The following is a 21,444-nucleotide window of genomic DNA, read 5'->3' as shown; positions in this document are numbered from 1 at the left end:
AGGAACGGTTGGCTCGAGCTCTCGGACATCACGACCCCACCCCTCAGTCCAGCGTCCGCAGCTCCGACGCCAGGTGCCAGCCGAGCTCGGCGCCTTCGAAGAAGCGGCCGCGATGGATGGTGGCCAAGCCGATCCAGCTGCCGTCGTCGAGCCTCATCCGACCGAACAACCAGCCGGTGCCCTGTTGGTCGCCGGCCAGTGCCACCGGGCGCGGGGGCAGCACTCTCGAAGCTCCCGGCCGGGCCAGAGCGGCCGACAGGGCGGCCTCCAACTCCTCAGAGGCAGGCGGGGTCCACATCGTTCGGCTTGCCTCACCAGGACAGACTGAGGAAGTTGCCCAGGGCGCCCACGACGACGCCAACAACGAGCAGGAGGATCGCGGTTCGCTGCCTCGCCTGGCTGCCGAGCAGGTGAGCGATGACCTCACCGTCCGCCTCTTGCTGCATGTGAGCAATGGTGACGTCGCGGCGGCGGAAGGCTGCCCGCACTGGGTCGACGTCTCGGGCCGACAGGGGGCCGCTCCAGCGCCGAAGTGCCTGCTGTGCGTTGCGTGCTTCCTTCACCACCAGCCAGATGCCGGCAAGTTCGGCCAGGCCAGCGACTGTGATGCAGACAGCGGCAGCGATCGTCACGGGTCGGGAGTGTGCGCCAGGCGGCTGACAGTCCTTCGCACCTACATGGGGATTCGCCCGGACACCGCTGCGCCGATGACCTCAACTCCGATGTCTCGACCGACCCCGACGATGGCGTCCCGGACCTTTGCCAGCTTGGTCTTCTCCTCCGGCGGGGCTTCGGCGATGCGCTCCTCGAGGGACCACAGGAGCCTGTCGAACGCATCGCCGGCATCGGGCCACAGGCCAGCGATGCGCAGTGCTTCAGCGCTGACGCCGGTGAACTCAGCGTCCCCACTGAACAGAAACTCCACCTCAACTAGATCTGCCCGGAGCAAGTTCCTAGCGGCGCGGGACACCTCGTCGGGAGAAAGCCCCGTGGCGTCTGCGACCTCCTCAACGGGGACGGAGTCATCCTGCTCATCCAGGCGACGGACCACCTCGACAAGCACCGGGCGGTCACGGGTCGTCCACACGTCTGGAAGTCGGTCAGCCACGAGGTCCTCCGCGGGGTCTGCAGGTCAAGGGCAGCCGAAGCTAGCCCGAGACGCCGACAGTGCCGCGGAGAGCCTCGTGGTGCGGTCAGAATGGGACGGGCGTCACCCCGGTGTGTTCGACGCGGAAGTGGGCGTCGACGTCTTCGTCCACGTCTTCCATGTGGCGGTCAGGGCAGCCCGGTATCGCGCACCGCGGCCAGCGTGTGCCTTCGACCTGTTGGCTGCGGAAGATCCAGTGATTCGGTTCGGGACTCATGCCGGTCACGACAGCAGCCGCCCCTGGCTAACGTCCACTCCTCAACCTGTCGCCCATGGTCAGCTCCCTCAACCGGGCGTGACGGTGGCCGGGTGACCGCTCAGCGGCGGGGCGCCGAGCACTTCGTGCACGGCGGCGGATCTGTCGTCGTTGTGCCGGCGCGGGTCGCTGCGTGGCTCGACAGTCGCGGACTGTCGGCCCTGCGAGTCAACGCCCGCGGAGTCGACCCCGAAGTGGATGCAGTCCTTGCGGCACTCCACCTCGCCTCCCTGACCTGGCGTACTTCCGCCTGCGCGGAAGCACCCGCGGAAGTTTCTGGGACCGCCGCGGAAGCGGCTCCAGGCTCGACCTGGATGAACACCAACCAGGCAGCCGACCGACTCGGCATGACCCCCCGGGGGGTGCGGCTCGCCATTGCTGAGGCGCGACTGCAGGCCGAGCAGATCGACGGACGGTGGCGCCTTCGACGTGAAGACGTCGAGCACTACCGCGCATCACGAGCCAGCTGAAGGAGACGACATGGACACCAACGAAGCCATCAACGCACTGGTCACCGCCGGGCAGGGGAGCGAGGTCGGCGCTCTCCTCAAGGAAGAAGGCGAGGCAGCCCACCGGGCCTACCGGTCGATCAGTGACGACCACACACGTACTGACGAGTTCAAGCGACAGGAACTCGCGAGGCACTACCTCAGCCGTCGCAAGACGCTCGAATCCAAGCTGACCGACATGGCTTCCAAGGCCATCGGCAGTGACCGCGACGATGCCGAACGAGTGTTCGGGGTGAAGGGGCTGGCCGGTGACGCCGCTAGCCTGGCCATCTCCCGCCGTGACGCCGCTGACCGGGTTGCCGCAGTCCAGGATCGAGACGAGCTGCGGGACTTGCTGCGCCGGGCCACTCGCTCCGGCGACGAGGTACTTGCCCACGCAGTCGCTGAGCGGGCCGTCGAGATGCAGGACCCCGAGACGATGACTCAGTTCGTCGCCGATCGGCCAACTCTCGGCTCGGCCGCGGAACGACTGTGGAATGCCAAGCAAGCCGAGAACCGATCACTCAACCAGCGCTTTCAGATGACGATGCTTCTCGGCAGCCTGCGGCCCAGTGAACTGGGTGGGATGTACATCGGCGACATCGAGATGCTTGCCGCTGGAGAGCCAGCATCTCGAGCTGCGCGATGAGCTCTTCACAGAACGGGTGGGGGGCCACCCCGCCCCTCGGTCATCTCCGCACCTCACCGGATAGGCGATATCTCTCCCCGGGAAAAACCCACAGGGGACCCGGGGCCTCGTCTAACGGCACTGGGGGGCTTTGTAGGGCCTCGCAGCGCTCCGTTGGGGGGGCGTATCGCACAGGGGCATTGAGCCGCCCCAGCTTCACGACAACGGAGTTCGCGCAGGTCAGCACGTCTTATCGTTTCACCTGCGTCCGGCCACGGATGGGCGGGCCGATCCCATGAGCGTGCTCGACGCGGCCGAGGGTGACTACAGAGAGCTTCTGGTGGCTCTCCGAGACCTGATCGCCCGCAGGATTGACGACGGCTGCTCGCCCCGGGACTTGGTGGGGTTGAGCCGGCGACTGCTGGATCTGGCCGCGGAGCTACGTGCCGTCGACGCCGATTCGTCGGAGCACGCTCCGCTCCGGGTGGTCAGCGACGAGCCGTTCGATCCGGCGGCCGTTTGATGGCCGGACTTGCCCCTTCGGGGCAGATCGCGTGTAACGGATACAAGCCCTTGACGTGCGGATTCATGGCGGAGGGGCCCCGATTTCCGCTCAGTCTCGGCGTGCCCTACACGCCCACGTCGAATGGCTTAGCGACCCCCGATCGATGCTCACAGAGCCCACCACCGGTCCCAGCGCCTCGGCATGACAGCTCTGTGTGTGAAAGCCGCCTATCCGACGTGGTGCGGCCTAACCCCGCAGGCGGGGACTCTGCCCACCCCTTGTCGATCACTTCTAAGGAGGCCTTCTGATGGCCACGAGAACCGTCAGCGTGGATCTGGTCGCCAACGTCGGTCGGTATCAGTCCGAGATGGTCAAGGCTGCTTCGTCGACGAAGGCGGTTGGTACGTCCGCGATGACTGCGGGCGCTCAGGCGCAGCGCGGGTTCGCGGCTGCTGGTCAGGGTGCGCGACTGCTCGGCGGCGTTCTGGCCGGCGGTGTAGCTCTCGGTCTGAAGGACGTCGTGGACGCTTCTGCGGACGCTGAGCAGTCCGTGGGTGGCGTCAACGCGGTGTTCAAGGACTACGGCCGCACCGTGGTCGCAGCCTCGCAGGAGGCCGATCGTGCGCTCGGTCTGTCGGCGAACTCCTACCGGGAGTTGGCGACGGTGATCGGTTCGCAGATGAAGAACGCTGGCGTGCCGATGGAGGACCTGGCCGATCAGACGCAGGACATCATCGGGATCGGTGCCGACCTGGCCGCGCAGTTCGGTGGGTCGACGCAGCAGGCGGTCGAGGCGCTGTCGTCGGCGTTCCGCGGGGAGCTGGACCCGATCGAGCGGTACGGCATCAGCCTCACCGCAGCCGCGGTGGGCGCGAAGGCTGTTGAGTTGGGCCTGTCCGAGAGCGAGACCGAGCTCAGCCAGAACGCGAAGGCGATGGCGACTCTGGCGATCGTCACGGAGCAGTCGGCGGATGCGCAGGGCGCGTTCGCCCGGGAGTCCGAGACCGCCGCGGGCCGGGCGCAGCGTGCGGCGGCGCAGTGGGAGAACCTCAAGGTGCGGTTGGGCGATGAGCTGCTGCCGCTGTGGTCGGGACTGGTGGACGTTCTCGGCGAGGACGTCATTCCGATGCTTGGTGGCGTGGTGTCGGTCGGCGCGGACGTCGTCGGGTTCTTCGGTGACCTGCCTGGCCCGGTGCAGGCGACTGCGCTGGCTCTGGGCGCCGTCGTGGCGCTCAAGAACCCGGTGTCGTCGGCGATGGAGACGATTGCTCTCAAGAGCCTTTACGCCCGGGATGCGATGAGCAATGCGTCGCTGGGGATGGGCACCTTCAAGGCTGCGGGCGCGGGCCTGCTGGGTCTGTTCGGTGGCCCGTGGGGCTTGGCGTTCGCTGGTGCCGCTGCTGGGGTGACCCTGCTGTCCTCCGTGCTGGGCGACGGGAACGACAGCACTGACCGTGCTGCCGTGTCTGCGGACAACTTGACGCAGGCTCTGGAGGAGACCAAGGGCGCGATCGACGGGACTGTGCGCGCCGCTGCCGCTCAGGACTTGCAGGACTCGGGGCTGCTGGACTGGGCGGACAGGCTCGGGGTGCGATCGTCGGTGATGACCGACGCGCTGCTCGGGGTGCCCGGTGCGCTGGACGAGGTGACGAGCGCGTTCGACCGGTACGCCCAGGCGAACACGACGTGGATCAGCGATGAGGGCGGCTACTCGGCTGAGGTTTTGGACGACCAGGGGCGCGCTGCTCAGAACGCCCGGGACCAGTTCACCGGTCTCGCCGGGGTGACCGAGGAGACCGCTGCCAAGCAGCGACAGCTTGCCGATGCGACGCAGCAGAGCACCGATAGCACCGGCGCTGCGGTGGACCCCGTCGCTGCCTATGCGGCCGAGTTGCAGGCGGCGGCCGACGCGGCTGACGAGGCCAAGAAGTCGGTCGATGCGTTCAAGCTGTCGCTGGACATCCTGACCGGCGCGCACGTGTCGATGCTGGAGGTCGAGACCGCGTTCTACTCGGCCGTTCGGGAAGCCGATGGTGCGCTTCAGGACATGAGCGGTTCTGTGCTGGACGCGGCGGGCAACCTGAACACCCAGTCCGAAGCCGGCGCGCAGACGTTCGACGTGCTGAACGGCGTCAAGGACGCCGCGAACCAGTACATCGCCACCATGATTCAGCAGGGCTCCACCTCCGATGAGGTGCAGGCAAAGGACGCCGAGCTGCGGAACTCGTTCTTCCAGACCGCGCTGCAGATGACCGGCAGCCGGGAGGCTGCGGAGCGGTTGACGAACGAGATCTACGGCATCCCCGAGCAGCGCACCACGACGATCACCGCGGACACCGCGCAGGCTAACGCGGCGCTCTCCGAGGTGCAGCGCAAGGTGGATCTGCTTTCGATGCCGCGAGAAGCGGTCATCAATTTCCGCGCCACCATGCCCGACCTCAACGGGTCCGCGTCCGGCACCGGCCGCATGGGCACGTTCGCTGAGGGCGGCTACACGGGTCCCGGCGGCAAGTACCAGCCCGCGGGCATCGTCCACGCCGGCGAGTACGTGTTCACGCAGGATCAAGTGCGCCGCCTCGGACTGAACCGGCTTGAGGCGATCGCCAACGGTGCGACCCTGCCCGGATACGCGGACGGCGGTTTCGTTCGGATGGGCACCGTCTCGGAGGCGGAGTGGGAGCGCCTCAAGGCTGCAGGGTGGCGTGGTCGCGCTGGCGACAGCATGGAAGCCCTGTACGCGCCGAGCAAGGCCAACAGCGTCATGTCGCTCACGGCCCGCGCTGACGTTGCGAATGCGCTGACCGGCTTGAATCGTCAGAACACGGAGATTGTCGACGCGATCGCCGCGACCACCAAGGCAGTTCAGGCCAAGGCGGCATTGCCTGGTGCCAGTGGCGCGCTGCTCGGTGGCGGCACGATGGTCACCCGCCTGTTCAACACGATCCGCTCGGCGTTCCCGCGGGCGAAGCTGAACTCCGGCTACCGACAGGGCGACCCTGGATACCACGGGTCCGCTCGGGCCGTGGACCTCGGTGAAGCCGGTTTCGCTGGCGGCGCTGGTCGGCTGATGCTCGGCCAGATGGCCGCGTGGATCTACCGCAACTACGGGGCGCAGACGAAGGAGCTCATCTACACGGGCGCCTACGACTCGACCCCGGACCTCAAGAACGGCCGGCCCCTGAACTACGGCGGGGCGACGAACGCGGCGCACCGCGACCACGTGCATTGGGCGATGGCGAACGGTGGCGTGATCGGCGAGCCGGTCGCCGGTGTCGGCTTGTGGTCGGGCGGCTCGTACTCCTTCGGGGAGCGCGGCCCGGAGACCGTGGTGCCCGGGGTTCGCGGTCGGGAGTTCAGCGCCTCCGGCGGCGGTGGCCTGCCCGGCGGAACGGTGCAGCACATCCATCACCACCACCGGCACGACACGGTCGTGCAGACCACGGGTGACCCCGACCGGCTGGCTTTGGCCGTGCAGCGTCGAAACGCAAAGGCTGAGAGGCAGGCGATGGCGGGTGTCAGGTAGGAGGGACAAGGCCGAGATGACCGGCATGACTCCTGTCAGCGATGAAGAGATCTTCTCCTGGGTGCGCGAGACCCTGCGTGACCCGCAGCCGGTCATTGAGGCGCTGGGCAAGCTGGACGTCGACGAGGCCCGCGCCCTGGCCCACCGAGTGCTCTCTCTGCTGGCGGGACTTGTGCTGTCGCAGGAGGCGGAGATCCACAAGTTGAACGAGATCACCGACAGCCACCCCAACATGCCCGCCGACCAGATGGCGCCGCTGTTCCAGCAGTGGATCGGCGGGGTGCCGCTGGGCATGGGAGGGCTCGAGTGGCTGATGCAGGAGGTCGATCGATACGAGGGCTGACCATTGTCGCCCGGCTGATCTACCGGCCGCCCCATCCAGTCGTGGATGGGACTCGACACAAGCCGACCCGTTGCGCTGCCCGCGGCCCCCCTGAAGGCTGTCATCCATGACCGAGTCCGACTCAGATCCCTTTGCGCCGTACGTCCAGGATGTTCGTGCCGCTCAGGCGGCTGAGGAGGCGCGGCAAGCGGCGTTGCGCGAGCAGAATCGGGCTTGGATTGAAAAGCGCGACCGCGAGACACTTGCGGCGCAACAGGCCAGCATCGCGGCTGCCAGGAGACTGCGGTCCGCCGGAATCCCACAGGACTGCAGTCTCGCAGTCCACTGGAAGAATACTTTCAGGCGCAACCGAACCTACCTCTTTCTGAGCAAAGATTTGAGCTATTCTGCCGAGTTCGACTTCGGTAGGGCTTGGTTAGTCCAGGAGAGAGCTCAGAACGACGAAGGATCAGTCGAGCGGGAATGGGTTTTCCTCAGGGAGAACGGAGACCTGCGGGCTGTCAGTCGCGGAGTGTTCGGGGGGTACAGTCCCGCGAAGGGATTATCGCTAGCAGAGACCTACGGCTCCCGCAGGATTAGTCCTCCTAGCTCTAAGTACGACGACTATTTTCCCAAGCTGACGGACCTCGAGCTCAGGTATCGGGAGACCGAGGTCCCAACCCATCTCCCGCATAATTCCCGGTTGCCGAAACTACTTGCGGAACTTCTGCATCGTCACGGTCTGCTTTGATCGATTGGGCGGCATGGCGAACAGTATCGGTATTGCAAGTGTGACGTAGTTCGTTCCGTGACTGAGCCTAAGTCGATAGACGTCACCCTCGCCCTCATCCCTGCCGAGGCGTGCAAGGAATGGTCTGAGCTGTGCGATCGGCTCGCCGTAGGGGGCTAGGTGCCAACGATTCGCGCCTGACCGCCGAGCGCTTCGGCGATGTCCTCGCACACGGTGACGTTCTTGCTGGCGTTCACTGCCCAAGCTCCTGCTCCGCGTCCGAGCACGTTGCAGCTCTGGCCGTCGAGGTTCGCCTGAACCCGCTCTCGCGCCTCAACTTGCTTGTCTCGACCATCGGGAGATCCGAAGACTTCCAGGATGTACTGCTTGCCGTCTAGGTAGCAGTCGGCGGACTCCGCGATGCCGAACGACTGACGCAACTCGAGGTCCGCGCAGTCGATCCCTCGCTCCGAGAGGTCATCAACTAGACCCGCGATGTCGTCGTACTGCTGCGTGCCATCCAAGGCTTCCCCGCCGGCTTCCAGCTGCGTTTGGTCGACGTCCGACCCACACGCGACCAACGTCAGCAGTAGGCAGGCGGCCCCCGTGATCCACTTCATGGGCGCAGCTTGTACGACGTGCGGTCGTCGGTGCCACACGACGCTTGGGCGGACGATGGGGACGTCGGCTCCGAAAGCTCGGGTTCATGACCGCCTGGGAGCACAAGGCGCTCGAGCCGAGCATGAAGATCCCGACCGCACAGAGGTGATGGAGCGGGAGTTCAACCGACTCGCGCAGGACGGCTGGGAGCATGCTCCGACCAGGCCGGTTCCTGCACGTTCAAGCGGCCATCACGTCAGCTTCCCGAGTTGCGACGAGGGGCACCTAGCGAAACCGCCGGGTTCCGAATGTACTGTCGCCGCTGCCTCCGCCGGTTACCCCCGTGGCCGGCGGAGGCCCTCAGTCAGTAGCTGATCTCCCAGCCGCCAGGACCCATCATCGAGCTGGGCTGGTAGATCAGCGTGCCGGATGCCTCCGGAAGATCCAGCAGAACCGCCCCCGCGTACTGCGACCCCGGGTTCAGCTCCCCGGACGGAAACTTGACACTCTCACTCAGGCACCCGTAGGTGGCGACCGTGTCCACGTTGGTGAACGTCAACCCGTCCGAGCCGATGAACGAGAAGTCCGACGAGCCGACGCTCAAGTACGAGAAGTCTTCGGGGGTGAAAGCACCCGTCGAAACCCTCATCTGCACCGCCGTCAGGTGCCCGTTCTCCGGGTCATAGGACCCATACTCCTCGGTGCAGGGCACGTCTGGGGTGATCGAGTCGATCGCGAAGCTGTAGAGAGTCTCGCCATCATCCTCGGACACCAGACGGCCTTCCTCGCCGAGCTCCTTCACGATATTGCCGCGGGCGTTCGTCTCCGGCCCCGTCGATGAAGCCGCGGCAGCTTCCTCCTCGGCCTGGGCGTCAGCGGAAGCGTTGGCCTCAACCTCGCTCTGCACATCGGGAAGGGTCGGAGCCGAAGCATCCGGCTCGTCCTCGATGGAGTTGCCGCACCCGGCCAGCGTGATCGTGAGGATCCCGGCGAAGACGGAGCCAGCGACGCGGCGACGAATGGTGGTGCTCATGGTTGGGACCCCCGTGGTATCAGAACGACGTCGCACGGTAACCGCTGTGGTGGCTTGTTGGGTCACAGGCGAGTCTCAGCTAGCTCGGATGTGTCAGCGCTGGTAAGGAGCGGGTGATCCGGTTGTCCTCGTTCGTGAACTGGCCGAAGGTCGCCAGCTCCACCATGCCTCCGGCGACGGTCACCTTGAGCACTGACCGGTCAACCTCTCGGGTGTCACCGCCGGGGTGGCGCCGCCGTCCTGCCTCTACGCTCCGACGGTGACGTTCCGGACCCACCTGCTACAGCGGCTGCTGCCTGACTGCGCCTGTGCGGCGGCGTCGCGCCCCGACCGAGCCACGCAAGTGCGAACCGAGGCGTTTGTACTGTCCTCCGCTCCCCGGCGGAGGTCGGTCTCACGCGTCCCTCGGTGCGTCTGCAGGCTCGGCACACAGCCCTCGTCCGGTACGTTGACACGACGATGAGCGACCTCAAGCCGTGGTCTCAAGGGCTGATGCTGCAGTGGGCCCCAAGCGTTGACTTCTTGGAGCAGCGCTTCAGCCTTCTCAAGTCGCTGCGGGACGCCAAGGCCGTGCGGCAGTTCGCGGTTGGCAGTGACTCCTTCATCGTTCGCACGTCCCGGGCCCGGGCTCTTGAGGTGGGCGTTGATCACCTCAACTTCGAGGATGCGCTAGGGGACCTGCAGCAGGGTGACCCTGCAGACGAGGTGCTTAGCCTCGTTCTGCAGGCGGCGAAGCCCGCTGTGACGGACGTGCAGTGGTCGTTCCAGTACTTGGTGGCACTCGAGGGCTACGCAACAGTGCAGGAAGCTTGCGCAGTCGCGGCTAGGGCAGTCCATGGCGAGCTGGCTGACCTGCTGGAGATGGTCGACTTCGCGGCACTCATCGACGGCGTGGTCGAGCCACTTGGTGAGTACAAGATGGAGTTCGGCGTGCTACCGGACGAGGAGGCGCCGCTGCGGCTGTCGAGACTCATCGGCCGGTCGATCACGCGGACGATCGACCGAGAGATGGGCTTGGAGGTCAACGCGGACCGCACGTTCCCCGAGGTTGGGCTCTTCGTGGACCTAGCCTGGGCGGTCAAGGTTCCTGCTTCTAGCGCCGATCACCCTCTCGAGTGGCTGTGGGCCTTGCAGCAGGCTCTGCTGTCGAGGTCGGCTGAACTTGTGGGCACCATCTACGATCGACTTGTAGCAACGCAGGCAGGGGAGCACGCATGAGTACAGCCACACTGATGGCTCGGCCGACGGCCGCCAGCGCCGACGCACGTCCCGACTACTACGCCGTCGCGCCTGAGGCAGAGCGCGAGAGCGCCGTTGAGGCGCTGTTCGCTGCCCTCATCGCTCAGAAGTCGTCGAACGCAGCGGCTGGCTACGGCCTGGTCAGGGAAGTAGTTACTCGATACCGAGCCATCGACCTCCTCAGCGGATCCGACGCCAGCGCCATGCTGAGTGTTGGCGAAGCACGCATCCCGGAGTACCTGGACGATGACTCTGACCTGCTCGTCGACGACGACGACTAGATTCCGGACGGGTGTGGCTCAGTAGCGACTCAGAGACCGACCTTCGGCAGGGGGACCTTGTTCGCGACGTTCCCCTGCCGACGTGGCCGCAAGACCTGCTCTCTGGAGGCAAGCCCGCGCAAGTCGCCGTAGGGCTGAAGTGGCGGTTCGGTGTTGTCGTCAGCCAGGACTGCACTATCGAGCAGCAGAACTTCGTCCAGGTGGCGGTCGTGCGCGAGATTCGCCAGCCGGGCCCTGACCGCCAGGCGTACCAGGCGCTGCGTTCTACGTGGCCCCCTGAGGCCGGACAGCCGTATCACGGTTACTGGCACGCTCTTGATGATCACCCGGCTCTGGTGGTCAAGCGTTCGGACAATATGTTCGTGGTCGATCTTACGCGCCAGACGATCATCACTGATGCCACTCAGGTTGACCGGGTCCGGGCACTGCGCGTCGGGCGCATGACCGTTGAGTCGCGTCGGCACCTGCGCTACCGGCTGATGTACTACTACGGGCGGACCGAGGCAACGGACGCTGAGTATCTGGATGGAATTGGCCTCAGCGACCCCTTTCAGCGCTGATCCTGTCGGCGCTGGTCCCCGCACAACTAGCGTCGCAAGAGCCGTCGGTCCGGCATGGCAACGCCGTGCTCATCAGTCACGAGCCATGCCTATCGACACGTAAAAGTCCCCCGCCGTCAGTGACGGCGGGAGCTCAATCGCCGGATCTTGTTGCGAATCACGGAGACCGCCGACGCCCCGCCCTGAGGTGGCTTGGAATCGGCGGTCGGTGAGCGTGTTCCAGGATCTGGCTGATGTCGGCCGGCGCCAACCGAATCCGGCCGGTTGGCATGATCCGGTAGGGGACTCGCTGCTGATTGATCAGCCGATACAGGGTTGACCCGCTCATGCCCAGAACCTCGGCGGCTTCTTGCACAGTCAGCAACCGATCCGGCATGGCGACACCGTGCTCCTCTGTCACGTGCCATGCCTACCAAGACCGACGTGGTGAGGCGACTGAGCCTCCGCCGTGCATGGACATGGCGGAGGCTCAGTCATGGGTGGCGCGGGAGCTAGCCCTACTGGCGGCAGCTGTACTGAGCAAGTGCCTTGGCCAGGAAGCCGAGCAAGTCGGCCGCCTCGGCAGGCGTCAGAGAGCGCCAGTCTCGAGGTTTCCAGTCAAGTGCGATGCGAGTGCTGCCGTCGTCGGAGTCATTGTTCGTCAGCCATCCGCCGGCGCCGTCCGAGTTGTTCGCCTCGATGGGTTCGCTGAGGCATCCAACGGCGACGCCGCCGCTCTCGAGCAGGAACATCTCGTGTGCCCGGTGGTCACACCACGGAGCGTGCTGCTGCATAGTGATCATTGGGTCCTCGTCCTCCTGGTCAGGGTGGGGATCAAGGCCCCGTCCGGTGTTGGCGCACCGGTCGGGGCCGTCTGCTTCAGGTCAGGTACTCCTCGACCTGGTCGAGCGTGAGCCCGCTCTCCGGAGACGCCGGCGCGTTGCTGCGCACCTCGGTGAGCCAGTAGCGGCCGTAATCCAGTGCTCGTGGATCGCGGCGTCGGGATCGGGTGAGCTTGAGGCCGCGCCGCGCCGCAACACGGCGTAGCCGGTTCTCCTTCACCTTCTCCTCTGGGCTCATGCCGACAAGTGTGCCCGGAGTGATGCTGGAAGGCAAGCTGGAGCATGCAGCGCGCATGCCCCAAGTCCGCGCATAGTCCGCAAGACGTCCATCGGACGCCAACACCAGCCGTCAGCTATCAACAACAAAACCGCAGATCAGCCTCGGTGCCTCGCTCAACGCAGCAGGTCACAGAGCAAGCCCTATAGATCTGGGTCAACGAGCCCGGGCGGGTGTTCGTCGCCCGGCGCGGGCGGTCGGAGCTGACCACGACGGTGCTGCGCGCCGGGGAGCTGGCCGACCTGGTCGAGCGGATGCTGCGCACCTCGGGTCGGCGGATCGACATGTCGACGCCGTTCGTCGACGCGATGCTGCCCGACGGGTCGCGGCTGCACGTGGTGATCCCCGACGTCACGCGCCGGCACATGGCGGTGAACATCCGGAAGTTCGTGCTGCAGGCGCACAGCCTCGACGAGCTGGTCGCGCTCGGCACGATCACCGCCCAGGCGGCCCGGTTCCTGGAGGCGGCGGTCGCGGCCGGGCTGAACATCCTCGTCGCCGGTGGCACGCAGGCGGGGAAGACGACGCTGCTGAACTGCCTGTGCGCGGCGATCCCGGCGCGGGAGCGGGTGGTCACCTGCGAAGAGGTGTTCGAGCTGCGCATCCCGTTGCCCGACGTGGTGGCGATGCAGACCCGGCAGGCCAACCTCGAGGGCGCCGGGGAGATCCCGCTGCGCCGGCTGGTGAAGGAGGCGCTGCGGATGCGCCCCTCCCGGCTGGTGGTCGGTGAGGTGCGCCAGGAGGAGTGCCTGGACCTGCTGATCGCGCTGAACTCCGGGCTGCCCGGCATGTGCACGCTGCACGCCAACAGCGCCCGCGAGGCCGTGGTCAAGATGTGCACGCTGCCCCTGCTGGCCGGGGAGAACATCGGCCACGCGTTCGTGGTCCCGACCGTCGCCTCCAGCGTCGACCTGGTGGTGCACGTCGGCACCGACCCGTCCGGCCAGCGGCGGGTGCGGGAGATCGTGGCGCTGCCGGGCCGGGCCGAGGGCAGCGTGGTCGAGACCGCCGACGTCTTCACCTCTCGCGACGGCCGGCTGGTGCGCGCCGACGGCTACCCGCCGCACGCGGAGCGCTTCGCCGCCGCCGGGTTCGACCTCGCCGCGCTGCTGGGGGAGGCGTGACCGTCCCCGGTGGGCTGATCGGGCTGGCGCTCGGCGTCGGCCTGCTGCTGATCTGGCGTTCGGGTCCGCGGGCGCCGCAGCGTCGTCCGGATCGTCGGGCCCCGGGACGGCGGCAGCAGCTGCTGGCCGCCGCCGGGCTCACCGGCATCAACGGCGCGCAGCTGGTGGCGCTGCAGGTCGGGCTCGGCCTGGTGACGGCGGTGCTGGTGCTGCTGACCACGGCGACGGTGAGCATCAGCGCGGTCTTCGGTGTCTTCGGCGCCGCCGTCCCGCACCTGCTGGTGCGTCGGCTGGCCGCCAAGCGCCGCGCCGACCTGCGCGAGGTGTGGCCCGAGGTGGTCGACAACCTGGCCTCGGCGGTGCGGGCGGGGCTGTCGCTGCCCGAGGCGCTGGGTGCGCTCGCCGTGCGCGGGCCGGAGGTGCTGCGGCCCGCCTTCGCCCGGTTCGCCGCCGACCACCGGTCGTCCGGGCGGTTCAACGACGCGCTCGACCGGCTCAAGGACGACCTCGCCGACCCGGTCGGCGACCGGATCGTGGAGACCCTGCGGGTGGCCCGCGAGGTGGGCGGGAGCGATCTGGGCCGGGTGCTGCGCACGCTCGCTTCCTTCCTGCGCGAGGACGCCCGCGCCCGCGCCGAGCTGGAGACCCGGCAGGGCTGGGTGGTCCAGGCTGCGCGGCTGGCGGTGGCCGCGCCCTGGGCCGTGCTGCTGCTGCTCGCCACCCAGCAGCAGACGCTGACCGCCTACGACACCCCGACCGGCCTGGTGCTGCTGCTGGCCGGCGGCGCGGTCTGCGTCGTGGCGTACCGGCTGATGAAGCGGATCGGGCGGCTGCCCGAGGACGTCCGGGTGCTGCAATGAGCGCGGGTCTGCTGGGCATGCTGCTGGGGCTGACCCTGGCCTGCGGCGTGCTGCTCGCGGTCTCGTTCTCCCCGCCGTTCCGGCAGGTGCGGCTGGTCGATCGGCTCGCCCCCTACGTGCACGACACCCCTGCGCCGTCGCGGCTGCTGGGCACCGCGACCCAGCCCGGCATGCTCACCGCGGCCCGGCGGGTGTTCGCCCCGGTGCTCGCCGACGGCGCCCGGCACGTCGACCGGCTGCTCGGTGGCCGGGTCGCCGTCCGCCGGCGGCTCGACGCGCTGGGTGCGGAGACCACGGTGGAGGACTTCCGGGTCGAGCAGGTCGTCTGGGGCGGCCTCGGCCTGCTCGGCGGCGCGCTGCTGACCCTGGTCGGCGCGGCGCTGACCGGATCGGTCAACGTGCTGTCGGCGGTGCTGCTGTGCGTGGCCGGGCTGGTCGGTGGCGTGCTGGGCCGCGACTGGTGGCTGACCCAGCAGGTGCAGCGCCGCGAGGAGCTGCTGCTGGCCGAGTTCCCGGTGGTGGCCGAGCTGCTGGCGCTGGCGGTGACGGCGGGGGAGAGCCCGGTCGCGGCGATCGCCCGGGTCACCCGGCTCTCCGGAGGGGAGCTGGCTCGCGAGCTGGGCGCCGCGCTGGGCCGGGCCCGGGCGGGGACGCCGCTGGTCGAAGCGCTGCAGGAGCTCGCCGACCGCACGTCGCTGGAGGCGCTGGCCCGGTTCGTCGACGGCGTCGTCGTCGCCATCGAGCGCGGCACCCCGCTGGCCGAGGTGCTGCGCGCCCAGGCCGCCGACGTCCGGGAGGCCGGCAAGCGCCGGCTGCTGGAGGCCGGTGGCCGCAAGGAGATCGCCATGATGGTGCCGGTCGTCTTCCTGGTGCTTCCGGTCACCGTCCTGTTCGCCCTGTACCCGGGCCTGATCAGCATCGTCTCGCTGGCGCAGTGACGCCGGTGACCGAGAGGAAGGACGACGGATGCGCGCCTACGCGTACCTGACCGCCACACTCGCCGCTCTGGTGGCACGGCTGGACGACGGGGAGCCCGAGCGGGGCGACGTCCCCGGCTGGGTGATGATCACGGTGATGACCGCGGCGTTGGTGCTGGCGATCCTGATCCCGTTCCGGGAGGCGATCGTGACCGCGGTGAGCAATGCGCTGTCCTCGGTCACGGCCGTTCAGTAGCCGGCCCAGCTCCTGCGACTCCGACGACGGCGAGCGGGGGAGCGCGGTCGTCGACTTCGTGCTGGTCGGGGTGCTGATCCTGGCGCTGCTGCTGGCGGTGCTGCAGGTGGCGGTCTACGTGCACCTCCGCAACGTGGTGGTGGCGAGCGCGGCCGAGGGTGCCCGGTACGCGGCGAACGCGGACGTGCCGGCCGAGGTGGGTGCGGGGCGGGCGGTGGAGGTGATCGCGCGGGCCACCTCGGAGGGGACGGCGTCCGGGCTGGCGTGCTCGTCGGTGGAGGAGACCGACGAGACGGGGCTGACGCTGGTGGTGGTGCGCTGCACCGGCGCGGTGCCCTCGCTGATCGGTGGGCTGGGTGACCTGCTGCCGTTGTCGGTGACCGGGCGTGCGGTGGAGGAGGCCCGGTGAGGTGGCTGCGGGCCCGCCTGGGTCAGGGTGGGGACGGTGAGCGCGGGTCGGCGATCGTGGAGTTCGTGTTCGTGGCGTTGGTGGTGTTCCTGCCGCTGGTCTACGTGATCGCGGGGTTCTCGGCGGTGCAGCGCGGGGTGTTCGCGGCGAACGCGGCGGCGCGGGAGGCCGGGCGGGCGCTGGCGACGGCGCCGGACCTGGCGAGCGGGCAGGCGCGCGCGGAGGCCGCGGTCGCGGTGGCGGTGGCCGACCAGTCGGTGGCGGCGACCGACGTGGTGCTGGCCTACGCCCCGCCCGGCGAAGGCTGCGCGGCGGCGGGTGGGTACACGCCGTCGCTGGTGCGGGGGGAGGAGTTCAGCGTGTGCGTGACGGTGACCGTCCGGGTGCCGCTGCTGCCGGAGTTCGTCGACGCCAACACCGCCACCGGCCAGTTCGTCGTCGAGCGCGACCGCTACGTCGACGGCTGACCGGGCAGGGGGGGCGCGGGCGCCGTGCGCCGCACCGGTCGGCGAGTTCCTGCCCGAGATCGGCCGGTGTACGGCAACTGCACGGCAACACTGCGCGGCTAGCGTCCGAGTCGGACGGCGGTCGAGCACGTGCCGTCAGTTGGGCGGGAGGTCAGCTGGGTGAGCGGGACGGGGAAGAGAGCCGCGTTCGACGCGCAACGCGTCGCGCCCGCGGTCCGGATCCGGCTGTGGGAGCAGGCGACCGCCCGCTTCCTGGTGCCGATGCGCATCTCCGCGGCCGGCAGTTCGATCCTCGGCGTCATCTCCGCCCGGGAGATCGACCAGGTCAGCATCTGCCGGATGTCGGCGACCCCGCACGCGGCGGTCCGCGACGGAGGGCTGGCCGATGGCCCAGGCGCCGACCACTACAAGGTGGCCGTCGGGCTGCACGGGCGGTCGGTGGTCAGCCAGCACGGGCGACGGGTCGCGCTGGGGCCGGGAGACATGACCGTCTACGACACCTCTGAGCCCTACAGCGTCAGTGGCGACGTCCGGTTCGGCCTGCTGGTCGCCCGCATCCCACGGGACGCGCTCGGCCTCAGCCGGGATCGGGTGGCCGCCGTCGCCGGAACCGCCCTGCCCGGCGAGGCGGCCGGGGCGGTCGCCCGCGGGTTGGTCCACGCCGCCACCGGCAAGCGGGCGGACGGCGGACTCGAGCCGCTGCTCGACGCGCTCGAGCGGCTGGTCCGGTCGGCGCCACCGGTCCGGCTGCCGGCGCATCGGGACCGCGCAGCCCTGCTCACCGCGGCGAAGGAGCTCATCGGCCGGCGGATCGCCGATCCGGAGCTCGCGCCCGGCCACGTGGCCGCGGTCCTCGGTGTCTCCCGGCGCTACCTCTACGAGCTCTTCGCCGCGGAGACCGGGCCGGTGGCCGAGTACGTCCGCACCGTCCGGCTGGAGCGTGCCCGCGAGCTGCTGGTTGCTGCGACGGCCGACGAGGTGCCGGTCGCGGAGGTGGCTCTCGCGTGCGGGTTCGCCGACCCGGCGCACTTCAGCCGAGTGTTCCGGCAGGCGTACGGGCTCTCGCCGCGCCGGTACCGGCTGAGCCAGGGGAGCGGTCGGGCTGGGCGGTGACCTGCGGGGTGGGCCCTGCGGCCCGGGGGACGGGGGACCACCCGGGCCGCAGGGGGTCGGTGGGTTGCTCAGCCCCGGGGGACCGTGCTGAGCACGGCGGCGGCGGTGAGCGCCTCGGGGTCGGCGAGTGGCCGGTCCTCAGGGCTCAGCACCGTCTCGATCGCCGAGACCCGCTGGGTGGTCAGCGGCTCCTGGGGCGTGCGGTCGACGCCGAAGCTGAAGACGTCCGGGCGGGCGTAGTGGCCGGCGCCGTCGGCGAAGAACTTGGCGAAGGCGATCACGCCCAGGTCCAGCTCCGCGTAGACGATCGCCTCGTCGTCCCGGTGCGGCTCGGCCAGCCAGCGCCCGTCCGGCCCCATGAACCCGGTGAGCCCGCCGCCCACGGTGGGGGCGTCGGGGCCCTCCGGGACGCCGAGACGCTCGACGATCTCCTCGCTGATCCGGCCCTGCACCACGATCACGTAGGTCTGGGCGCAGATCGCGTGCGCGGCGGCCAGGGTGGTCGCGTAGTGGTCGAAGTTGCCGGCGTTCGGGTCGGCGTGCGTTGCGTTGATCGCCGGCCATGCCGCGACGTGGATCTGCTCGCCGAGGGTGGCCAGTGCATACCTGTTGAGGTCCATGCTGTGCTCGAAGCAGATCAGCCCGCCGACCCGCGCGAAGCCGGCGTCGACGACGAACACGTCGCGGCCGTCCCCGCGGCCCCAGACGGTCCGCTCGGCATTGGTCGGGTGCAGCTTGCGGTGGCGCGCGACCAGCTCACCGGAGGGGGAGAAGTAGGCCTGGGTGTTGTAGAGCGTGCCGCCGTCCTTCTCGTTCAACCCCATGACCACCCAGGTGCCGGCCTCGCGGGCCGCTTCGCCGAGGGCCCGGGACGCCTCGCTCGGCAGCTCGACAGCGTTGGCGTACAGCTCGGCGAAGAACGGTGCGGCGTACTTCGTGGTGTGCGACCAGATCCAGTAGGGGTAACCAGGAAGGAACGTCTCGGGGAAGGCCACCAGCTTCGCGCCCGCGCGGCCGGCCTCGCGGATGAACTCGCAGGCACGCTGCACGCCGGCCTCGAGGTCCAGGAACGGAGCCGCGGCGTGCACCGCCGCGACCTTCACAGTCGTTGAGCTGTTCGTCATGCCCAGACGCTAGGGACGGTGGTGCCTGGTCGCTTGGACATGCGTGCAGCCGGTCCACCGGTCCGAGCTCCGCACCTGGGAGGCGGTCGCCGGGTGCAGCCAGCGGCGTCGGGTCAGCCGGCGATGCGGGCTCCGGGCAGCGGTCGGTGCGGGAGAAGGCGTGCCAGTCCTGGTCGGCGACGGCGGAGACCAGCACGCCGCGAACCGACTGGTCCAGGCCGTCGACCACCGGCCGGGCGACGGCGTTGGTCCTGGTGGCCAGGGGTCGGTCACGGCGCGGCCGTGCCCCCAGCCTGACGCAGCGACATGACGATCCAACTGCTGTGCGGCGGTGATCCTGCGACGTCCCATCACGTCCGCCGGCACCGGGCCACCCGGGGCGCCCGTCCCTAGGCTGGGGCGGTGCGGCACCCGGTCCTGGTCACCGCGGGGGTCCTCCTCGCCGTGCCCCTGCTGCTGCTCGCGCTGGCCTGGGGGTTCCAGCGGCGGCTGGTCCACCTGCCCGGTGGCGTGCCCGGTCCCGTCGCCACCGAGCTGCCCGGCGCCCGGGACGTCGTCCTGCAGACGTCCGACGGGCTCGAGCTCGCCGCCTGGTACCTGCCCGCCGCCGACCCGGACGCCCCTGCGGTGCTCGTGGCCAACGGCAACGGCGGGCACCGTGGCCTGCGTGCGCCGCTCGCGGCCGCCCTCGGCGACGAGGGGCTCGCCGTCCTGCTGTTCGACTACCGGGGCTACGCCGGCAACGACGGCAGTCCGAGCGAGGACGGGCTGGCCCGCGACGTCCGGGCCGCCCGGTCGTTCCTGGTCGAGGAGGCCGGGGTGCCGCCGGACCGGGTCGTGTACTTCGGCGAGAGCCTCGGCGCCGCGGTGGTCACCGAACTGGCCATCGAGCACCCGCCCGCCGGGCTGCTGCTGCGGTCTCCGTTCGTCGATCTGGCCTCGGCCGCCGCCGTCCACTACCCGTTTCTGCCCGTGCGGCAGCTGCTGTGGGACCAGTACCCGGTGGCGGAGCAGGTTGCTCGGGTCGACGTCCCCACCACGGTCGTGCTGGGCAGCGCGGACACCGTGGTGCCGCCCGAGCAGAGCCGCGCGGTGGCCGAGGCGGCTGCCCACCTGCGCGACCTGGTCGAGGTGCCCGGCGCCGACCACAACGACCGGGTGCTGCTGGACGGCGACCAGCTGGTCGCGGCCGTCGTCCAGCTTGCCGGCCAGGCCTGACCCGTGCGTCGGCGCCGGTCGCACGGTTGCCCGGCGAGGAGTTCAGCGTGTGCGTGACGGTGACCGTGCGGGTGCCGCTGCTGCCGGAGTCCATCGACGCCAACACCGCCACCGGCCAGTTCGTCGTCGAGCGCGACCGCTACGTGAACGGCTGACCTGGCCCGCCGTTGTGCACCCGTTGTCGGTCCCCCGCCGGCGAACCGACGACCAGCGCACAACGGAGGTACGGGTGGGCCAGTCGCATCGGCGTGCGCGGAACCCGGGGGCTCGCGGACCGCCCGGTCGACTCGCTACCGTGCGAGCGAGGGGTGAGGGCAGATGAACCGGTACGCGACGACCGTCCTGGCCGCACTGATCGCGATCGCGACGGTGCTCGTCCCGGGCGCAGGCACCGCCCAGGCCGCAGATCGGACGATCACCTACACGGTGTCCACCCGCGGCGCGGTCTCCGGCGATCTCGGGCACTTCAGCGCCGTCGCGGCCGACACGCTCGCGGACGACCGCGGCTGGAGCCTCGGCGGCACGCTCGCCTTCCAGCAGGTGCCCTCCGGCGCCGACTTCGACCTCGTCCTCGCGTCCCCCGCCGTGGTCGGGAACGCCGCTCCCGGCTGCAGCAGCACGTGGAGCTGCCGGGTGGGCCGGACCGTCTACATCAACGACGAGCGGTGGCGCCTGGGCACGAGCTCCTGGACGCTCGGGCTCCCGCTGTACCAGCAGTACGTGATCCTGCACGAGGTCGGGCACTGGCTCGGCCTGGGGCACCCGGACTGCGCGGGCGGCGGTCAGCTGGCCCCGGTGATGCAGCAGCAGTCCATCTCACTGCAGGGCTGCCTGGCCAACGTCTGGCCCCTCATCGCCGAACGTGAGCGGGCCGGGCGCAACCAGGGCGTGCCGGTGAACTGGTCGCCGGTCGAGCAGGCCTACCGATCGCTGGGCCAGGCCGGCGGCCTCCTCGGTCCACCGGTGACCTGGGAGCAGTCGACTCCGGACCAGGTCGGCCGGTACCAGCACTACGCCGGCCGCGGCGGCGCCTCGATCTACTGGACCCCCGACACCGGAGCGCACGAGATCTACGGCGACATCCGCAGGCACTGGGCGAGCCTGGAGTGGGAGCGTGGGCCGCTGGGCCACCCGGTGACCGGCGAGCTCCCCACGCCCGACGGCATCGGCCGCTACAACCACTTCAACGGCAGCGGCGGCGCCTCGATCTACGGAACCCCCACCGGGACGCACGAGATCTACGGCGCCATCCGTGCTCGCTGGGCGGAGCTGGCCTGGGAGCGGGGGCCGCTGGGCTACCCGGTGACCGGGACGCGGTCCACCCCGGACGGCGTGGGCCGGTACAACCACTTCGCCGGCAGCGACGGCTCCTCGATCTACTGGACCCCCGACACCGGTGCGCACGAGGTCCGCGGCGCGATCCGTGCTCGCTGGGCGGAGCTGGCCTGGGAGCGGGGGCCGCTGGGCTACCCGGTGACCGGGACGCGGTCCACCCCGGACGGCGTGGGCCGGTACAACCACTTCGCCGGCAGCGACGGCTCCTCGA

Annotated in this window: 27 protein-coding genes; 18 read left to right on the top strand and 9 right to left on the bottom strand. The window is 69.5% G+C overall.

What is annotated here, in order from left to right:
• Window positions 1-43: 43 nt before the first annotated feature.
• The 3 genes from ACI79Y_RS18650 to ACI79Y_RS18640 form a co-directional block, all read right to left on the bottom strand.
• A complete protein-coding gene (locus ACI79Y_RS18650) occupies window positions 44-223 on the bottom strand; it encodes a hypothetical protein (protein WP_457159924.1) in 180 nt (59 codons plus the stop codon).
• Between the two features lie 88 nt (window positions 224-311).
• The gene (locus ACI79Y_RS18645) at window positions 312-632 is read right to left on the bottom strand and encodes a hypothetical protein (RefSeq protein ID WP_457159923.1); all 321 of its coding nucleotides are present in this window, start codon (window positions 630-632) and stop codon (window positions 312-314) included.
• A gap of 41 nt (window positions 633-673) precedes the next feature.
• A complete protein-coding gene (locus ACI79Y_RS18640; protein WP_457159922.1) occupies window positions 674-1,108 on the bottom strand; it encodes a hypothetical protein in 435 nt (144 codons plus the stop codon).
• Window positions 1,109-1,717: 609 nt separating this feature from the next.
• Between ACI79Y_RS18640 and ACI79Y_RS18635 the strand changes: the two genes are divergently transcribed.
• The 6 genes from ACI79Y_RS18635 to ACI79Y_RS18610 all read left to right on the top strand — a co-directional run bounded on the left by ACI79Y_RS18635 (window position 1,718) and on the right by ACI79Y_RS18610 (window position 7,620).
• Window positions 1,718-1,873, top strand: a complete 156-nt coding sequence (locus tag ACI79Y_RS18635; RefSeq protein WP_457159921.1) for a helix-turn-helix domain-containing protein — start codon at window positions 1,718-1,720, stop codon at window positions 1,871-1,873.
• A gap of 10 nt (window positions 1,874-1,883) precedes the next feature.
• Window positions 1,884-2,540, top strand: a complete 657-nt coding sequence (locus ACI79Y_RS18630) for a hypothetical protein (RefSeq protein ID WP_457159920.1) — start codon at window positions 1,884-1,886, stop codon at window positions 2,538-2,540.
• Window positions 2,541-2,814: 274 nt separating this feature from the next.
• Window positions 2,815-3,042 (top strand): hypothetical protein, encoded by a 228-nt coding sequence (locus ACI79Y_RS18625; protein ID WP_457159919.1) that lies wholly within the window; start codon window positions 2,815-2,817, stop codon window positions 3,040-3,042.
• A 289-nt stretch (window positions 3,043-3,331) separates the two neighbouring features.
• Complete coding sequence (locus tag ACI79Y_RS18620) at window positions 3,332-6,547, top strand: hypothetical protein (protein WP_457159918.1); 3,216 nt, start codon at window positions 3,332-3,334, stop codon at window positions 6,545-6,547.
• Window positions 6,548-6,563: 16 nt separating this feature from the next.
• A complete protein-coding gene (locus ACI79Y_RS18615; RefSeq protein WP_457159917.1) occupies window positions 6,564-6,890 on the top strand; it encodes a hypothetical protein in 327 nt (108 codons plus the stop codon).
• 106 nt (window positions 6,891-6,996) lie between these two features.
• Complete coding sequence (locus ACI79Y_RS18610; RefSeq protein WP_457159916.1) at window positions 6,997-7,620, top strand: hypothetical protein; 624 nt, start codon at window positions 6,997-6,999, stop codon at window positions 7,618-7,620.
• A 155-nt stretch (window positions 7,621-7,775) separates the two neighbouring features.
• Here ACI79Y_RS18610 and ACI79Y_RS18605 read toward each other — a convergent pair whose 3' ends face one another.
• Together ACI79Y_RS18605 and ACI79Y_RS18600 are read right to left on the bottom strand one after the other, a co-directional pair.
• Window positions 7,776-8,219, bottom strand: coding sequence for a hypothetical protein (locus ACI79Y_RS18605; protein ID WP_457159915.1), 444 nt, complete (start codon window positions 8,217-8,219; stop codon window positions 7,776-7,778).
• A 344-nt stretch (window positions 8,220-8,563) separates the two neighbouring features.
• Window positions 8,564-9,232 (bottom strand): hypothetical protein, encoded by a 669-nt coding sequence (locus ACI79Y_RS18600; protein WP_457159914.1) that lies wholly within the window; start codon window positions 9,230-9,232, stop codon window positions 8,564-8,566.
• Window positions 9,233-9,691: 459 nt separating this feature from the next.
• Between ACI79Y_RS18600 and ACI79Y_RS18595 the strand changes: the two genes are divergently transcribed.
• From ACI79Y_RS18595 to ACI79Y_RS18585, 3 genes are read left to right on the top strand one after another with little or no spacing between them, the layout of a single operon-like run.
• Window positions 9,692-10,450: a hypothetical protein gene (locus ACI79Y_RS18595; protein ID WP_457159913.1), complete on the top strand. Its 759-nt coding sequence runs from the start codon at window positions 9,692-9,694 to the stop codon at window positions 10,448-10,450.
• Window positions 10,447-10,752: a hypothetical protein gene (locus ACI79Y_RS18590; RefSeq protein WP_457159912.1), complete on the top strand. Its 306-nt coding sequence runs from the start codon at window positions 10,447-10,449 to the stop codon at window positions 10,750-10,752. Before ACI79Y_RS18595 ends, ACI79Y_RS18590 begins: the two co-directional genes overlap by 4 nt.
• A gap of 11 nt (window positions 10,753-10,763) precedes the next feature.
• Complete coding sequence (locus ACI79Y_RS18585) at window positions 10,764-11,312, top strand: hypothetical protein (protein ID WP_457159911.1); 549 nt, start codon at window positions 10,764-10,766, stop codon at window positions 11,310-11,312.
• 157 nt (window positions 11,313-11,469) lie between these two features.
• On the opposite strand, the gene ACI79Y_RS18580 is transcribed toward ACI79Y_RS18585, so the two are convergent.
• The 3 genes from ACI79Y_RS18580 to ACI79Y_RS18570 form a co-directional block, all read right to left on the bottom strand.
• Window positions 11,470-11,688: a helix-turn-helix transcriptional regulator gene (locus tag ACI79Y_RS18580; RefSeq protein ID WP_457159941.1), complete on the bottom strand. Its 219-nt coding sequence runs from the start codon at window positions 11,686-11,688 to the stop codon at window positions 11,470-11,472.
• Between the two features lie 121 nt (window positions 11,689-11,809).
• Window positions 11,810-12,043 (bottom strand): hypothetical protein, encoded by a 234-nt coding sequence (locus tag ACI79Y_RS18575; protein WP_457159910.1) that lies wholly within the window; start codon window positions 12,041-12,043, stop codon window positions 11,810-11,812.
• A gap of 127 nt (window positions 12,044-12,170) precedes the next feature.
• Window positions 12,171-12,371, bottom strand: coding sequence for a hypothetical protein (locus ACI79Y_RS18570; protein ID WP_457159909.1), 201 nt, complete (start codon window positions 12,369-12,371; stop codon window positions 12,171-12,173).
• A gap of 188 nt (window positions 12,372-12,559) precedes the next feature.
• Here ACI79Y_RS18570 and ACI79Y_RS18565 point away from each other — a divergent pair, with 188 nt between their 5' ends.
• The 7 genes from ACI79Y_RS18565 (at window position 12,560) to ACI79Y_RS18535 (ending at window position 17,556) form a co-directional block, all read left to right on the top strand.
• Window positions 12,560-13,534 (top strand): CpaF family protein, encoded by a 975-nt coding sequence (locus ACI79Y_RS18565; RefSeq protein ID WP_457159940.1) that lies wholly within the window; start codon window positions 12,560-12,562, stop codon window positions 13,532-13,534.
• Window positions 13,531-14,394: a type II secretion system F family protein gene (locus ACI79Y_RS18560; RefSeq protein WP_457159908.1), complete on the top strand. Its 864-nt coding sequence runs from the start codon at window positions 13,531-13,533 to the stop codon at window positions 14,392-14,394. The genes ACI79Y_RS18565 and ACI79Y_RS18560 overlap by 4 nt, the downstream gene beginning before the upstream one ends.
• The gene (locus ACI79Y_RS18555; RefSeq protein ID WP_457159907.1) at window positions 14,391-15,332 is read left to right on the top strand and encodes a type II secretion system F family protein; all 942 of its coding nucleotides are present in this window, start codon (window positions 14,391-14,393) and stop codon (window positions 15,330-15,332) included. Before ACI79Y_RS18560 ends, ACI79Y_RS18555 begins: the two co-directional genes overlap by 4 nt.
• A gap of 28 nt (window positions 15,333-15,360) precedes the next feature.
• Window positions 15,361-15,567 (top strand): hypothetical protein, encoded by a 207-nt coding sequence (locus ACI79Y_RS18550; RefSeq protein WP_457159906.1) that lies wholly within the window; start codon window positions 15,361-15,363, stop codon window positions 15,565-15,567.
• Window positions 15,536-15,976 carry a TadE/TadG family type IV pilus assembly protein gene (locus tag ACI79Y_RS18545; RefSeq protein ID WP_457159905.1) on the top strand — a complete coding sequence of 147 codons (441 nt, stop codon included), beginning with the start codon at window positions 15,536-15,538 and terminating at the stop codon, window positions 15,974-15,976. The genes ACI79Y_RS18550 and ACI79Y_RS18545 overlap by 32 nt, the downstream gene beginning before the upstream one ends.
• The gene (locus ACI79Y_RS18540; protein WP_457159904.1) at window positions 15,973-16,443 is read left to right on the top strand and encodes a hypothetical protein; all 471 of its coding nucleotides are present in this window, start codon (window positions 15,973-15,975) and stop codon (window positions 16,441-16,443) included. Before ACI79Y_RS18545 ends, ACI79Y_RS18540 begins: the two co-directional genes overlap by 4 nt.
• A 159-nt stretch (window positions 16,444-16,602) precedes the next feature.
• Window positions 16,603-17,556, top strand: a complete 954-nt coding sequence (locus ACI79Y_RS18535) for a helix-turn-helix domain-containing protein (RefSeq protein WP_457159903.1) — start codon at window positions 16,603-16,605, stop codon at window positions 17,554-17,556.
• Window positions 17,557-17,624: 68 nt separating this feature from the next.
• Here the strand turns inward: ACI79Y_RS18535 and ACI79Y_RS18530 are convergent, their stop codons facing one another.
• Window positions 17,625-18,680 carry a carbon-nitrogen hydrolase family protein gene (locus ACI79Y_RS18530; protein WP_457159902.1) on the bottom strand — a complete coding sequence of 352 codons (1,056 nt, stop codon included), beginning with the start codon at window positions 18,678-18,680 and terminating at the stop codon, window positions 17,625-17,627.
• A gap of 402 nt (window positions 18,681-19,082) precedes the next feature.
• Here ACI79Y_RS18530 and ACI79Y_RS18525 point away from each other — a divergent pair, with 402 nt between their 5' ends.
• Together ACI79Y_RS18525 and ACI79Y_RS18520 are read left to right on the top strand one after the other, a co-directional pair.
• Window positions 19,083-19,898, top strand: a complete 816-nt coding sequence (locus ACI79Y_RS18525) for an alpha/beta hydrolase (RefSeq protein WP_457159901.1) — start codon at window positions 19,083-19,085, stop codon at window positions 19,896-19,898.
• 318 nt (window positions 19,899-20,216) lie between these two features.
• Window positions 20,217-21,444: DUF3152 domain-containing protein (locus tag ACI79Y_RS18520; RefSeq protein ID WP_457159900.1), on the top strand; the 1,228-nt coding region annotated here is incomplete at its 3' end.

It is taken from the genome of Modestobacter sp. SYSU DS0875 (genome assembly GCF_054050915.1).
The sequence above is the reverse complement of the archived record's forward strand: the minus strand, read 5'-3'. Positions and strand labels throughout refer to the sequence as shown.

Bases quoted from the DNA above. Each gene is read 5' to 3' on its own strand.
- ACI79Y_RS18635 (WP_457159921.1), top strand. From the start codon at position 1,718: ATGAACACCAACCAGGCAGCCGACCGACTCGGCATGACCCCCCGGGGG.
- ACI79Y_RS18630 (WP_457159920.1), top strand. From the start codon at position 1,884: ATGGACACCAACGAAGCCATCAACGCACTGGTCACCGCCGGGCAGGGG.
- ACI79Y_RS18625 (WP_457159919.1), top strand. From the start codon at position 2,815: ATGAGCGTGCTCGACGCGGCCGAGGGTGACTACAGAGAGCTTCTGGTG.
- ACI79Y_RS18620 (WP_457159918.1), top strand. From the start codon at position 3,332: ATGGCCACGAGAACCGTCAGCGTGGATCTGGTCGCCAACGTCGGTCGG.
- ACI79Y_RS18615 (WP_457159917.1), top strand. From the start codon at position 6,564: ATGACCGGCATGACTCCTGTCAGCGATGAAGAGATCTTCTCCTGGGTG.
- ACI79Y_RS18610 (WP_457159916.1), top strand. From the start codon at position 6,997: ATGACCGAGTCCGACTCAGATCCCTTTGCGCCGTACGTCCAGGATGTT.
- ACI79Y_RS18605 (WP_457159915.1), bottom strand. From the start codon at position 8,219: ATGAAGTGGATCACGGGGGCCGCCTGCCTACTGCTGACGTTGGTCGCG.
- ACI79Y_RS18600 (WP_457159914.1), bottom strand. From the start codon at position 9,232: ATGAGCACCACCATTCGTCGCCGCGTCGCTGGCTCCGTCTTCGCCGGG.
- ACI79Y_RS18595 (WP_457159913.1), top strand. From the start codon at position 9,692: ATGAGCGACCTCAAGCCGTGGTCTCAAGGGCTGATGCTGCAGTGGGCC.
- ACI79Y_RS18590 (WP_457159912.1), top strand. From the start codon at position 10,447: ATGAGTACAGCCACACTGATGGCTCGGCCGACGGCCGCCAGCGCCGAC.
- ACI79Y_RS18580 (WP_457159941.1), bottom strand. From the start codon at position 11,688: ATGCCGGATCGGTTGCTGACTGTGCAAGAAGCCGCCGAGGTTCTGGGC.
- ACI79Y_RS18575 (WP_457159910.1), bottom strand. From the start codon at position 12,043: ATGTTCCTGCTCGAGAGCGGCGGCGTCGCCGTTGGATGCCTCAGCGAA.
- ACI79Y_RS18570 (WP_457159909.1), bottom strand. From the start codon at position 12,371: ATGAGCCCAGAGGAGAAGGTGAAGGAGAACCGGCTACGCCGTGTTGCG.
- ACI79Y_RS18555 (WP_457159907.1), top strand. From the start codon at position 14,391: ATGAGCGCGGGTCTGCTGGGCATGCTGCTGGGGCTGACCCTGGCCTGC.
- ACI79Y_RS18550 (WP_457159906.1), top strand. From the start codon at position 15,361: ATGCGCGCCTACGCGTACCTGACCGCCACACTCGCCGCTCTGGTGGCA.
- ACI79Y_RS18545 (WP_457159905.1), top strand. From the start codon at position 15,536: ATGCGCTGTCCTCGGTCACGGCCGTTCAGTAGCCGGCCCAGCTCCTGC.
- ACI79Y_RS18530 (WP_457159902.1), bottom strand. From the start codon at position 18,680: ATGACGAACAGCTCAACGACTGTGAAGGTCGCGGCGGTGCACGCCGCG.